The sequence below is a fragment of the Candidatus Chlorohelix allophototropha genome (genome assembly GCF_030389965.1).
Taxonomy (GTDB): domain Bacteria; phylum Chloroflexota; class Chloroflexia; order Chloroheliales; family Chloroheliaceae; genus Chlorohelix; species Chlorohelix allophototropha.
The window spans coordinates 656825-670265 of record NZ_CP128400.1; the positions used below are offsets into that span (position 1 = coordinate 656825).

The window sequence follows — 13441 nt, forward strand, 5'->3', positions numbered from 1 at the left end:
ATAGAATACTACCGTTCTCAAGCACAATTTTTGCTACAATAAAGATACTTCGGTGTAGATTTCTCTAAACTTTAGTTGCAGTAGAGGAGGTAATATGTCTGGAAATAGTGCGACTGAAATTGAGCATGTATCTGAGCTAATTAACCACCCCGACCCCTATAGCATCCCCTACGCAGAGTTGCAAGCCTTGCGTTTGAAACTCTTGCAAAAATGGTTCGACCAGAATTATCGGCAGATTCCTGTTTTACAAAGAGCCGCCGACCGCAAGGGCATTACACGTATCGAGAAAGCCGAAGATGCCATTCCCTTGCTTTTCTCGCATTCCACCTATAAGACTTACCCGGAATCTTTTTTGGAGAAGGGACAGTGGGATAAGCTGAACCTTTGGCTGGCTACTTTAACGGTGCATGGCGACAAATTAAAACAGATGAATACCGAAGGAATTTCGGGACTGGACGATTGGTTGTCAGCGGTGGAAGCGCAGGGCTTTGCTATGAGCGTCTCGTCTGGTACCAGTGGCAAACCCTCCTTTATTCCTCGAAGAGCCGAGGATGGGCCTCTTTTCTTCCGCAGTTTCATTACCATGCCCAAACTCGGACAGGGTTTTGATGAAGGTGTGCAAATACCCATTCTGCTAGGTTTCTTCCGAGAGGGATGGCACGTCTTGAACCTGTTTGCCAATGAATTGCTAAGGCAACTGCCAGATTGGGGAGTGACTTTTGCTTTTGATGGTCGTCTTTCTCCTACCACTATTCGTCAAGAAATTAAAATGCGTAGAATGATTGCGGAAGGGAAACTTTCACCCGACGAAGTAGCAGCTTTTGAGAAATTGGCAGAAGAGCAAAAAGCGATCAGAGGGGCAGTATTCCAGCAATTCATCCAGAAGGTGATGGTTAATAAGGGTAAAAGAATCTTTTTGCTGGCGCAAACCTCGGTGATGTATCAGATGGCAGCTAATGGCCTGGCGTTAGGGCTGGAAAATTTCTTCGCCCCCGACTCAATTATTATGCATGCAGGTGGCGCAAAAGGATTTAAACTGCCCCCGGATTATCAAGAACAGATGGCGCGTTTCTTTGGTGTTCCGCTGCAAAACGTGGTTAACTTTTATGCCATGTCCGAAAAAGGCTCTGCCTCCCTCTTTTGCCAGTACGGACGCAATCATGTTGCGCCTTGGGAAATTCCGCTTATCCTCGATCGGGAAGGGGAAAAGCTTCTGAATCCTGAGTTTGGTTCCGGCGAGGTAATTGTGGGTCGGTATGCCTTTGTTGACCTAGTAGCGCAATCCCATTGGGGCGGCGTAACCACTGGGGATCAGGTTAAGGTCAGCTTTGAGCGTTGTCCATGCGGTCGGGAAGGTCCGCAAATACTAGAGATTGCCCGTTATTCCGATCTGCCTGACGCTCCTGACGACGATAAATTATCCTGCTCTACCGAAATGGCATACTACGTCAATGTAGAAATGGAGTTGGGAGTATGAAAGAGGTGCTGGCGGAAGCCAGCGCCAAACCCATCCCGGTCAAGTTTTTCATACGGGGCGAATTGATTGAAGGTGCCGAGTTAGAATTTTCCGGCAGAGGAGGAGAGACAACTTTCGTTTCCGCCAACCCGTCCAAACTCCTGAATCGGATAGTTCTGCGCGACCCCCAATCGATGGTGAGCGATTTTAAAGGTTTGAAAACCTCTGATATTGTTGATTTTCTGGTAGCGTTGGGGGAAAAGTTGGAGTTTGACCGCAACCCCTTGATGCAAGAAGCGTGCCGTGTTTCCACACTCTTTAGCGGTCTAACCCCTTCTATCCTTGAAGGTTGTTATCGCCGGATTCCACTAGTTTTCTCGCGCCCGGCGTTAGAAAGCCTCGTGGAAAATGAAGTAGGCATCAACTTTTTAGATGGTTGGGTGGAAGTGCCTGTACCGTTGGGACGTGCTAAAGTGAGGGCTTATGGTGCGAAAACCCTGCACATTATCGCCGGGAATGTACCGCTGATTGCAGCAATTAGTGTCATTCGGGGGGCATTAATCAAAGCGGATAATATTATCAAACTCCCTTCCAACGACCCGCTTACCGCTACCGCTATTCTCACTACCATGCACGAGTTTGACCCCGGTCATCCGCTGGTCAAACATTTTGTTTCGGTTTACTGGAAGGGCGGAGATAGTCGGGTTGAGCGTCCTCTTATTACACCACAACATCTGGAAAAAATCATTGCGTGGGGCGGTCACAATTCGGTCAAGCATATCAAGAATCTAGTTGGACCGGGCATCGACCTGATTACACTTGACCCCAAATTCAGCATATCCGTCATTGGTGCAGAAGCCTTCACCTCGGAAGATGTGATGCGACAAGCGGCAGGGCGGGCGGCGTTAGATGCTGGCACTTTTAATCAAGAAGCATGTGTCAATTCCCGCACCCAATTTGTACAAACCACCCCAGAAAAGGCGGCTCGCTACGGTGAGTTGCTCTATCAAGCATTACAGGAACTGCACCCATCCATAAGCACTCGCCCCAAGCACTTTCCCGCGCACTTGCGAGAGAATCTGGAAAGTTTGCGCTATATGTATGATTTTTACCATGTGGCGGGGGGCGAAAAGGGTGAAGGGGCGGTTGTCACCAGTCTCACCGGTGACCCGGTAGATTTCTTCCCCTCCTGCAAGGTCGTAAATGTAATACCCTTTAACGAAATAACCGAGATTTTACCGCATATAACGGTTGCTACCCAATGTGTGGGGATTTATCCTGAACCTTTGAAAGAGGCGTTAATGGATTCGCTGGTAGCACAGGGAGTGCAACGCTTCGTTTCGTTGGGCAAAGCCACTGAGGGCGGTATCGGTGTTCCCAGCGATGCGATAGAGCCGATGCGGCGAGCCTGTAAGTGGATTGTAAATGAGATAGAGGCATAATAGAGAATGGAGAAATAAATGTACCACTACGTCGGAAAAACTGCGTTAATCACCGGAGCCTCTTCCGGTATCGGGGAAGTTTTTGCCAGAGCGTTGGCGAAGCGTGGAATGAACCTTATATTGGTTGCACGTACCGAAAGTAAACTGAGAGCTTTGGCACAGGAATTGGGCAGCCAATATAGGGTTAACGTGGAGGTGCTTTCGATAGACTTGGGAAATCCCGGAGCGGCGCAAAGTGTTCGCCAAACTACCCGCGATGCCGGGTGGCGGGTAGATTTATTGGTGAATAATGCCGGTTTTTCTACGCTTGGGGCATTTGAAACTATACCGCCTGAGTTGGAACAACAGTGCGTGATGGTGAATATCGCAGCTTTGTTGGATTTAACCCACGCCTATATTCCTGACATGCTAGAACAGGGCGAAGGGGCTATTATAAACATGGCTTCGGTGCTGAGTTTCGTAGGGGGCGGCAGACAAGCGACTTATGCCGCCACCAAAGCTTTTGTATTTTCCCTGAGCCAAGCGCTGTGGTCAGACTATCGGAAGCGTGGAATACGGGTGTTTGCGCTATGTCCCGGTCCGGTAGCTACCGGTTTCTTCGAGGTGATGGGGGCAGATGCAAAGCTGAATTTTATGGGGCTAATGGATAAACCGGAAAGAGTAGTAAAGGTCGGTCTAAAAGCTTTCGAAAAAGGAAAGCCCTATAAGTTGGTAGGCTGGTTTACCAAAGCAACGGCACTTTCTACGAGAATTCTGCCACGCACCTTGATGAGTCGGGTTGTGCATTTTATGACCGTTTTCATCTACAAACCTAATGGGAAAAGGCGGTAGTTGCGGATAAAACTGCACCATATGACCTTCCGTACAACATTGGAATAATTTTGGGCGGTAAGCTTGAAATGATGCTACTGCTTATTATCAGAAGCTCACCTTTCTAATATGACTTGAACGATCCAAAACTATTTGAAGTGTTTTATCCTACCCGAAAAAGCAAAACAGCGATTATCTTCTCACTAGGGGTTACTTACCGGAAACGGGAAGAAGTGGTTCATCCGCACTTTGTGTGGGTTTCATCCGAATTTTATGTGGGAACTTTTGGCGGAGCTAAACGTATATTAGATAAATCTCTCAAGGAACCTAAACCAAATGATAAGGAGCTAAATTTATACCTTTGAATCCTTTTGAATTTTTATTACCGGCTTCAACCGGTTTGCATCTCGATCGCCTGCTAGTACTAATCGACCAGGTTTTACTTCCGGGTAGCAAGAGAGCATTACTGCTCTCCCGACCCCGTGAATCTGCTCGTGCGAGTTTCCCCGCAAGCAGCTTGAGCCTCTACGAAGGTAGCTACGGTTGGCTAAACCACGCTTTTTTAATACCTTCATTACCGACTGATCGGTCATAATTTCCACTCTGACCTTGCCACTTTTATGCAATGGGCAGAAGAGCGCCCCGGCAGTGTCACCCCGTTGTCCTAACCAGACTGCCAGAGATTTAGCGGCTCCACCTTTGACATACACCAGCCGGTCTTTGCCGCCCTTGGCTCCTCTAAGGGAATTAAAAAGAAAAAGGTATCCTGAGGAACTGGTATAATCTTCTTCCGGTAAAGAGATTGGGAGAAGAAAAGTGGAATTAACCGAAAGCTTAAAAGAAACATTTATCACAACGGCTAAGCAACTAAAGGGTAGTGACCGACGAATATTTATGGCCCGGATTACCAGAGAATTAGGAGCAGGGGGTCAAACCAAGGCTGAAAAAGAGTTGGGTTGGAACCGTAAAACCTTAAGAAAAGGCACCAAAGAATTAGAAAGTGGGGTGCCTATTGTGGATAATTACCAAGCTAGAGGGCGTAAACGGGCTGAGGAACATTTGCCAAACCTATTGACAGATATGCAGGAAATAGTGGATAAGCAAAGCCAAACTGACCCTCAATTCAAGAGTAACCGGCTTTATACTCGCTTGAGTGCGGCAGAAGTAAGGCGACAATTGATCGCCCAAAAGGGTTACCTGGAGGAGGACTTGCCCACCGCTACTGCGATTGGCTACAAGCTAAATAAAATGGGGTATCATCCCAATCGAGTGCAGAAAAGTAAACCGAAAAAAAGATAGCCCAAACTGACGATATTTTCGAGGAAATCCACCAGGGCGGATAATGCCCCCAGCCAGTTGCGGGTCTCACTGGATGCCAAAGCAGTAGTCAAATTAGGGGATTTCAGCCGAGGAGGCAAGAACCGGGTAGCAGTAAAAACGCTAGATCACGATTTTAAGCCGGAAGGCACCGTTACCCCGGTAGGACTGCTCTTACCTGGTTTGGGAGAATTGTTTCTTTATCTGGTACTTTCCAAAGTGACGAGTGACTGCCTGGTAGATATTTTGGAACAGTGGTGGGAGCAGGTAAAAGCACGGTTCCCAGAGGTAGGTGAAATAGTGCTGAACCTGGATAATGGTCCCGAGAACAACAGCCGGAGAACTCAATTTATGTATCGGCTGGTGGAGTTCGGTAAACGAGAGGGTTTAACCATCACGCTGGCTTACTATCCACCCTATCATAGCAAGTGCAATCCGGTGGAAAGATGCTGGGGTATTCTGGAACAGCATTGGAATGGCGACATCCCAGACTGCCTGGAAACAGTGAAAAGATTTGCTCAGAGTATGTCTTGGAAGGGCAAGTTCCCTTATTGACAAGCTGTATCAAGCGGGGGTTAAGCTTTCTAGGGAAGCTATGGCTACAGTGGAAGGGTTTCTGGTTCGCCTGCCTACTTTGCCTAATTGGTTTGTTACCATTCCTTGCCCTGTTCTTGATCCGAATACTTAATTATTTTTGGTTCCCATTATATGCTTATCTTCTAGGTGTATACTAAAATATGTACTTGGAATAAGAATAGGAACTTCTATGCAATCAGAAGCTTGAAGCTTGTCTCTTTATTTCAAACTTGGTCTGCCACCGAAGCAATCCGTCGTATTTAGTAGTGTAAAAGCTCAGTGAAACTAACAGGCAAGGAATGATTACACTTCACGCCCTCTGGGATAGCATAGATAAGGGCAGTTTACTTCTATGGGGAGAAGAGGCTGCTTTCTTTGAAGCTGCGGTAAAAAGCAAAAAGGCGTTGTCGTTGCATCCCTACGCCCTGACTACCGCTCGTTTAAAAGAAGCGCTAGGCGAACTTTGCGGTAGCCTATTGGTCGAGTGTGGTGAACCGAAAATAATCAAGCTCAGATTGCCCACCGGTGGCAAACACCCCTTGCCCTCCCCTGAACTGCGACTACCGAACCGGGTTGAGGAAACACCCCAGAAACTGGGAGAATGGCAAGTTCCAGCCCTAACCTTTACCCCTTCTTCGGCGCTGGATTTACTTGTTGGCTTACCGGATAACCCCCCGCTGTGGCTTGGAACAGGTGCTTCCCTAATTTTCTGGGAAGAAGCGGCAAAATTGGCGCTGGTAATTTTAGCCGGGCAGCATTTTGTACCTTCTCTGGAAGAAAGGCAAGCGGGTAAAGGTAGCAGTTACCGCGCTATCTGGGAACCGCATCTGGAAGAAGAGTTAGAGAAGCAACTACAAATATTGGCAAAAGCTATGCCGCCGGTATGCCAAGCTCTTACAGGCGCAACCTGCTCTCCCACCTTACTCCTGAAAGATTTCCTGCGCCGCACGGTAGATACTTTGGTGCGACAAACGCTGCAAGATAGCCGGTTACTACCTGCCACACGGGGTAAGCCCTCTCTCTATCGGCAATGGCTCAACGGCTTGGCTTCACCTGTTTCCGCTAACCTCGATGCCTCCCCTTCCGAGTTGAAGCAATTCGCCAAAACCGTAACGGGATGGCTGGAACAATTGAAACCAGACCCCGCAGCTTTTCGAACTTGTTTTCGTCTCGACCCTCCCCCGGAAACCAGCAGTAATCCAATATGGTCGCTCAACTTCCATTTACAAGCCAATGATGACCGAAGTTTGCTGGTTCCCGCTGAACAAGTCTGGAAAACACGCGGTAGCGCCTTGACCTTCCTTAAACGCCGCTTTGAAAACCCGCAAGAACGGCTATTGGCAGATTTGGGGAAAGCCTCGCGCCTTTTCCCACCGCTAGACCGCAGTATGACCACCGCCCGTCCGGTGGAATTAACCCTCGATACGGCTGGCGCATACGAATTTCTGCGGCAAGGTGCGCCGCTTTTGGAGCAGAGCGGTTTCGGGGTGTTTTTACCGCCTTGGTGGCAAAAAGCCAAAGCTAAAGTGGCGGTCAAGATGAAATTGAAGGACAGCGGCAAAACTACCTCCGGCTTGCTGGGTCTGGACGGAATTGTGGCTTATGACTGGCAAGCGGCGGTAGGTGACCAAACCCTCTCGCTTGAAGAATTCGCCCGCCTTGCGCAAATGAAAGTGCCGCTGGTACAGGTGCGCGGTCAGTGGGTCGAGCTAAGACCGGAGGATATTGAAGCCGCCATTGCTTTTTTCGAGAAACAGCAGCGCGGCGAACTATCTTTGGGAGAGGCGCTCAGGTGGGGGTTGGGGCAGGAGGGTGATACCTTTCGGGTAGTGGAAGTAGCAGGGGAAGGCTGGATTGGCGAACTACTTCAAAAGCTCAACGGAAAAGCGCAGATAAAGGCGATAAAACAACCCGTCTCTTTCAAGGGGCAACTCCGTCCCTACCAGTTAAAGGGGGTGGCGTGGCTTGCCTTCCTCAGACAATACGGCTTGGGCGGGATTTTGGCAGATGATATGGGGTTGGGTAAATCAGCCCAGTTAATCTCCCTCTTGCTATACGAACGCGAGCATAATAAAAAAGGCAATACTCCCGGAACAACTCTGCTAGTTTGCCCAATGTCGATTGTGGGCAACTGGCAGCGGGAATTGTCCCGCTTCGCGCCATCTCTCAAAGTAATGGTGCATTATGGCAGCGAGCGTTTGTCGGGAGAGGATTTCAAAACCGAAGCGTTGCAACACGATTTGGTGATTTCCACCTACTCGCTGGTGCATCGCGACACCGAGACCCTTACTGCGGTGGAATGGGAACGGGTAGCGTTGGACGAAGCGCAGAATATAAAGAACTCGGCTTCAAAACAAAGTCTGGCTATCAGAAAGCTAACTGCTCGCTACCGGGTAGCCCTTACCGGCACTCCCGTGGAAAATCGTCTTTCAGAACTATGGTCAATTATGGATTTCCTGAATCCGGGCTATCTTGGTTCGGCTACCGAATTCCGCAATCGCTATTCGCTATCCATCGAAAAGTTCCGTGACCGGGATAAAGCCGAAACCCTGAAAAAGCTGATACAGCCCTTTGTGCTGAGACGGGTCAAGACCGACAAAAGTATTATCAGCGATTTGCCCGACAAGTTGGAAATGAAAGTGTTCTGCAACCTGACCCGTGAGCAAGCTACTCTGTATGAAGCGGTGGTCAAAGATATGCTTGAACAGATTGAGCAGGCGGAAGAAGGTATCCAGCGCAAGGGTTTGGTGCTGTCCACTTTGATGAAACTGAAGCAGGTATGCAATCATCCGGCGCATTTCGCCCAAGATGGTAGCCCCTTACCGGGACGTTCCGGCAAACTGGCGCGGTTGGAAGAAATGCTGGAAGAGGTGTTGGCGGAGGGAGATCGTGCCTTAGTTTTCACTCAGTTCAGCGAGTTCGGAGGGCTATTGCGGGGCTATTTACAGGAGACGTTGGGTTGTGAAATTCTCTTTCTACACGGGGGCAGCACCAAGAAACAACGTGACGAGATGGTGCAACGCTTTCAGGAGGATAAACATGCTCCGCCCATCTTCCTACTCTCGCTTAAAGCGGGTGGCGTTGGTTTGAATCTGACCGCTGCCAATCATGTTTTCCATTTCGATCGTTGGTGGAATCCGGCGGTGGAGAATCAGGCTACCGACCGGGCTTTTCGCATCGGGCAGCAAAAGAATGTGCAGGTGCATAAATTTGTGTGTGCCGGAACTCTGGAAGAGCGCATCGATATGATGATCGAACAGAAAAAGGAGTTGGCTGACAGCATTGTGAATAGTGGCGAGGGCTGGATTACCGAATTCAGTACGATGCAGTTGCGGGAACTTTTTGCACTCAGCCGGGAAGCGATAGGAGAGTAAAGATTTATGCCGCGTAATAGGAGAGGTTGGGGGGATTACTACGATTATGGCAGCGGACCACGCCCGGTAGTGGGCGGTATAAAGGCGAAAAGCGAGCGAGGGGCTATCGGGGAAAGTTGGTGGTCAAAACGCTGGGTGGAAGTGTTAGAATCTTTTGAACTGGGCAATCGTCTAACGCGCGGGCGCAGTTATGCTCGCAAGGGGCAGGTGGTTTCTCTTTTATTGGAAAAGGGGCAGGTAAAGGCAAAAGTACAGGGTTCGCAACCTAAACCTTATAACGTCACGATAAAACTGACTCCCCTGAACCCGCAGGAATGGGAGCGGGTAATTGTGGCTATGGCAGAGCAAGCCATCTTTGCAGCTAAGTTGCTGGCAGGGGAGATGCCCCAGAATATTGAGGAAGCCTTTGCAGTCGCGGGGGTTTCACTCTTTCCCCAAGAATTGGACGATTTAGATACTAAATGTTCCTGCCCGGATTGGTCTAATCCCTGCAAACATCTGGCAGCCGTATATTATCTGTTGGCAGAGCAATTCGATGAAGACCCCTTCCTCATCTTCAAACTGAGGGGGCGAGAGAAAGAGGAAATAATCCAGGCGCTTAGAGAGAAACGGGCGGTAGTAGCAGAGGTAGGTAACCCCGAACTTGGGTCAGAAACGGGCATCTCCGAGACTGAAGCCATAGCAGAAAGCTTGCCACTTGAAGACAGATTGCCTACATTTTGGCTGATGGGGGAGAGTCTGTCCGAATTTCGGCTCTCGATTGAAGCGCCACCGATAAACGCAGCTTTGTTAAAACGCTTGGGAACACCTAGCTTTGCCGAGAAAACCCCGGATGTACTGACACTACTGGCTAAAGGTTACGCCCTTATAGCGGAGGCTGCCTTACACAAAGCCAACCGTTGAAACTGGCAGCTTTCTGCTGAGAAATATTAAGAAACAGGAAATGCCGAGAGGTGCGTCAAAACTGGAGTCAGATGAAACAGAACAGCACCATTGGATAGAACCCAAGTGGATTAGCGCTACTCCCGTAAAAGTCGTGGTTCGGGGTCAAATTCTACTTTAGCGTAGATGCGCTCTAGCGATACTTCGATTTGTAGACTTTCAAGAACTACTACTTCTCCCAAGCCCGTATAAACTCGTTGTACCCATTCATTTGGTCTCAGTTTGTGATAATAGGTCACATTTATGTTTATGATAATTTAAAAATGGTTCTGGCGCACTATGCGTGAATCGGTGGAAAGGGTAGCTAGCTATTATTGGTATAATTTAGGGGGGTAGTAATTGTGTTCTAATTCCTAGAAATAGCTAGCCTATGTTAGAAGAAATTGTTTTACCTACACGCTGGGAAATTCAGCTTGATGCCTGTAAAGAAGAAGGCAGTACCCTGCTTCTCGAAGCACATTTAACATACCAGACTACACAATGTCCGAGTTGTAGATTTACGGCGGAGCGGGTGCATAGCCGTTACAAAAGACAACCGACAGACTTGCCGTTAATCGGGCAACAAGTAAGCTTGAGTTTAACCATACGCCGTTTCTTTTGTGATAATTCTGGTTGCCCGCGTCGCACTTTTGCGGAACAAGTACCAATTCTGCTCGAAAGAAAAGCCAGGCGTACCATTCGCCAATATCATTTGCTCGAAAATCTGGCTTTTGCGCTGGGAGGTAGACCGGGTGTTCGGCAAGCTGCTAAAGAGGGTGTAAAAGTAAGCCGTGATACTCTATTACGCATTATTCGAAAAACGCCGATCCCTTTACAACCTACTCCTCGAATTCTAGGAGTGGACGATTGGAGTTACAAGAAAGGGGTCGAATACGGCACGATCTTGATCGATTTAGAGCAACATTGCCCGGTAGATTTACTAGCTGACCGAAAAGCCGACACATTAGCTAAATGGCTGGAGGAACATCCAGGGGTGGAGGTAATCAGTAGGGATCGTGCCAGTGCTTATGCTGATGGTGCCAGGCGAGGAGCACCAGAAGCGATTCAGGTGGCTGATAGATTTCACCTCTTGGTGCGCCGTATAGACGCTTGTTGGATACCTTTTAGAGAAAGGAGCGGTTGAGAGTAACAGACCGTTAGGACGGTGGCTTACTCGATGGGGAAAACCCAGACAGGACAGTAGCATGCCACAAAACCTCAGCAGACTGAAGACGTTTAGGTCTGGTTGAGGGTGTCCTGCTCGCTATGGTGAAGCTGAATTGCCGAACCTAATCTACCAACGGTGGTAAGGAACACTCAGCGTTAATAACGTTTATCGCGCTGTCACCGAAATATGCATCAGATTACGAGGGATGCAAAACACTCTCTTCGGTGAGTGATGGGTAATGAACCCATTCAAGGAGATGAAAGGGCACCTAAGGCGAGCTAGAACGTCTAACAAGTGGGATGCGGGATGACCTACGGGTCGCGAGACCTACGGTCACGGAACCCCCATAGTAGTCCGGGCTGAGGAAAACTCAGTACATGGCGAAGGGGCAGCCTTTGAAAGAAGGCCAGAGTTGACCCTTTGACAAAGGTCAGCAGGGTAGGTGTCGGCGAGTTGAGTATAGAAAGGGGCGCGTGATGCGTGAAGCCCGTAATATCCTCGAACTCATCCAAAAGCGCGGTACTCAAAACTTACCACTAGAAAGAGTGTATCGCCTTCTCTACAATCCTAATCTCTACCTAATGGCTTACGGTAAGATATATCGGAACAAAGGAGCCATGACGGCAGGAGCGGATAAAGAAACCGCTGATGGGATGAGCCTGACTAAAATTGAAGCTATCATCGAGAAATTACGTCAGGAGAAATACCATTGGAAACCAGCCAAACGAGTTTACATTCCACGCAAAGATGGCAAACAGAGACCGCTCGGTCTACAATCTTGGTCGGATAAACTGTTACAAGAAGTAATTCGCCTCATTCTTGAAGCTTACTATGAGCAAAGTTTCAGCAACTTCTCACATGGATTTCGACCAAAACGAGGTTGTCATACCGCTTTACAACAAATCTATCATAATTGGGTTGGCACAGTTTGGTTTATAGAAGGAGATATCTCAAAATGCTTCGAGAGTCTGTCTCATGAAAAGATTGAGGCCAGGCTCAGAGAGGATATTAAAGATGAGAGGTTTGTTCGGCTCATCAGCCAATTGCTAAAAGCAGGCTACCTGGAAAATTGGCGATGGAATGCCACCTATAGCGGAGCACCGCAGGGTTCAATTCTTAGCCCCCTTTTGTCGAACCTACTTTTAGACCAACTGGACAAATGGGTCGAAACTACACTTATTCCAGAATACACCAGGGGCGAACGAAGAAGACTTAATCCACAATACGAGAAGATCAAGCACAGTGCCTATTACCAAACTTCCAAAGGGCGAACGGAAATAGGACGCGAACTATGGAAACAGGTTCAAAAACTGCCTTCGCAAGACCCTGATGATCCAAACTACCGACGTTTAAGATACATTCGGTATTGCGACGACTTTCTATTAGGTTTTATTGGCTCTAAGGCGGAAGCAGAAGAGATTAAGCGAAAAATCGGAGAGTTTTTAAGCCAGAAATTGGAATTAAAATTATCCGAGGCTAAAACGTTGATCACGCATGCCAAAACCCAAAAAGCCAACTTTCTCAATTACGAGATACACACAATCCACGAAAACAGTCGGCGCGATACAACTGGTCGTCGTTGTGTCAATGGAAACATTGGCCTCAGAGTGCCAAAGGAGGTTGTGAAAAGTAAATGCCAGCGTTACAAACAACACAGCCGCAAAGTTTTACAAAGAACGGAACTAATTAACGATAGCGTTTTCACCATCATAAATCTGTATCGTTATGAGTTTCGAGGGTTAGTCGAATACTACCGACTAGCCTACAACCTCCACACGTTTACCCGATTAGATGGGGTAATGGAAACTTCCTTAACCAAAACAATAGCGGCAAAACTCAAATTGTCGGTACCTAAAATCTACCAGAAATACCAGACAGAATATGAGTTAGAAGGAAAACGTTACAAAGTCTTGGAAGAAACCATTGAAAGACCAGGGAAGAAACCGTTGGTAGCACGCTGGGGCGATATTTCACTGAAGTGGGATATTAAAGCCTCGATTGAAGACGAGAAGAAAGTTTTCAACTGGCCACCTCGAACGGAATTGGTCAAACGACTTTTAGCGGACAAATGTGAAAATTGTGGAGCCAGCGGAAAAGCTGAGCGAATACAAGTCCATCACATTAGAGCGTTAAAAGAGCTTGAGCGATACCCTGGGCGAGAGAAGCCAGGCTGGGTCAAAGTAATGGCGGCAAGAAAGCGCAAAACTTTAGTTTTATGTGAAAGTTGCCATCAAGATGTAACCTATGGACGACCATTTCGACGAGTACCGAAGTCCGCGACAGGCTAGACCGATGCTGGAAAGCGGTGTGCATTGAAAGATGCCCGCACCGTTTGGGAGAAGGCCGTTGGAAAAGTGCTTTTCTTTGGAAGAGTAAC

Annotated in this window: 8 protein-coding genes and 1 pseudogene; 8 read left to right on the forward strand and 1 reads right to left on the reverse strand. The window is 48.2% G+C overall.

Features of this window, described 5'->3' with window-relative positions; translation table 11 throughout:
- Window positions 1-94: 94 nt before the first annotated feature.
- From OZ401_RS15515 to OZ401_RS15525, 3 genes are read left to right on the forward strand one after another with little or no spacing between them, the layout of a single operon-like run.
- Window positions 95-1477 carry an acyl-CoA synthetase family protein gene (locus tag OZ401_RS15515; protein WP_341471368.1) on the forward strand — a complete coding sequence of 461 codons (1383 nt, stop codon included), beginning with the start codon at window positions 95-97 and terminating at the stop codon, window positions 1475-1477.
- Window positions 1474-2898: an acyl-CoA reductase gene (locus OZ401_RS15520; protein ID WP_341471369.1), complete on the forward strand. Its 1425-nt coding sequence runs from the start codon at window positions 1474-1476 to the stop codon at window positions 2896-2898. The genes OZ401_RS15515 and OZ401_RS15520 overlap by 4 nt, the downstream gene beginning before the upstream one ends.
- 18 nt (window positions 2899-2916) lie before the next feature.
- Window positions 2917-3729: an SDR family NAD(P)-dependent oxidoreductase gene (locus OZ401_RS15525; RefSeq protein ID WP_341471370.1), complete on the forward strand. Its 813-nt coding sequence runs from the start codon at window positions 2917-2919 to the stop codon at window positions 3727-3729.
- A 332-nt stretch (window positions 3730-4061) separates the two neighbouring features.
- Here OZ401_RS15525 and OZ401_RS15530 read toward each other — a convergent pair whose 3' ends face one another.
- On the reverse strand, window positions 4062-4418 hold the full coding sequence (locus tag OZ401_RS15530; protein WP_341471371.1) for a site-specific integrase: 357 nt from the start codon (window positions 4416-4418) through the stop codon (window positions 4062-4064).
- Window positions 4419-4788: 370 nt separating this feature from the next.
- Here OZ401_RS15530 and OZ401_RS15535 point away from each other — a divergent pair.
- The 5 genes and pseudogenes from OZ401_RS15535 (at window position 4789) to OZ401_RS15555 (ending at window position 13352) form a co-directional block, all read left to right on the forward strand.
- Window positions 4789-5580, forward strand: a pseudogene (locus tag OZ401_RS15535) (ISAzo13-like element transposase-related protein).
- Between the two features lie 320 nt (window positions 5581-5900).
- On the forward strand, window positions 5901-8975 hold the full coding sequence (locus tag OZ401_RS15540; RefSeq protein WP_341471372.1) for a DEAD/DEAH box helicase: 3075 nt from the start codon (window positions 5901-5903) through the stop codon (window positions 8973-8975).
- A 6-nt stretch (window positions 8976-8981) separates the two neighbouring features.
- Window positions 8982-9878, forward strand: a complete 897-nt coding sequence (locus tag OZ401_RS15545) for an SWIM zinc finger family protein (RefSeq protein ID WP_341471373.1) — start codon at window positions 8982-8984, stop codon at window positions 9876-9878.
- A 409-nt stretch (window positions 9879-10287) separates the two neighbouring features.
- The gene (locus OZ401_RS15550; protein ID WP_341471374.1) at window positions 10288-11040 is read left to right on the forward strand and encodes an ISL3 family transposase; all 753 of its coding nucleotides are present in this window, start codon (window positions 10288-10290) and stop codon (window positions 11038-11040) included.
- Between the two features lie 500 nt (window positions 11041-11540).
- A complete protein-coding gene (locus OZ401_RS15555; RefSeq protein WP_341467995.1) occupies window positions 11541-13352 on the forward strand; it encodes a reverse transcriptase/maturase family protein in 1812 nt (603 codons plus the stop codon).
- Window positions 13353-13441 lie beyond the last annotated feature (89 nt).

Bases quoted from the DNA above. Each gene is read 5' to 3' on its own strand.
- OZ401_RS15520 (WP_341471369.1), top strand. From the start codon at position 1,474: ATGAAAGAGGTGCTGGCGGAAGCCAGCGCCAAACCCATCCCGGTCAAG.
- OZ401_RS15525 (WP_341471370.1), top strand. From the start codon at position 2,917: ATGTACCACTACGTCGGAAAAACTGCGTTAATCACCGGAGCCTCTTCC.
- OZ401_RS15515 (WP_341471368.1), top strand. From the start codon at position 95: ATGTCTGGAAATAGTGCGACTGAAATTGAGCATGTATCTGAGCTAATT.
- OZ401_RS15555 (WP_341467995.1), top strand. From the start codon at position 11,541: ATGCGTGAAGCCCGTAATATCCTCGAACTCATCCAAAAGCGCGGTACT.
- OZ401_RS15540 (WP_341471372.1), top strand. From the start codon at position 5,901: ATGATTACACTTCACGCCCTCTGGGATAGCATAGATAAGGGCAGTTTA.
- OZ401_RS15550 (WP_341471374.1), top strand. From the start codon at position 10,288: ATGTTAGAAGAAATTGTTTTACCTACACGCTGGGAAATTCAGCTTGAT.
- OZ401_RS15545 (WP_341471373.1), top strand. From the start codon at position 8,982: ATGCCGCGTAATAGGAGAGGTTGGGGGGATTACTACGATTATGGCAGC.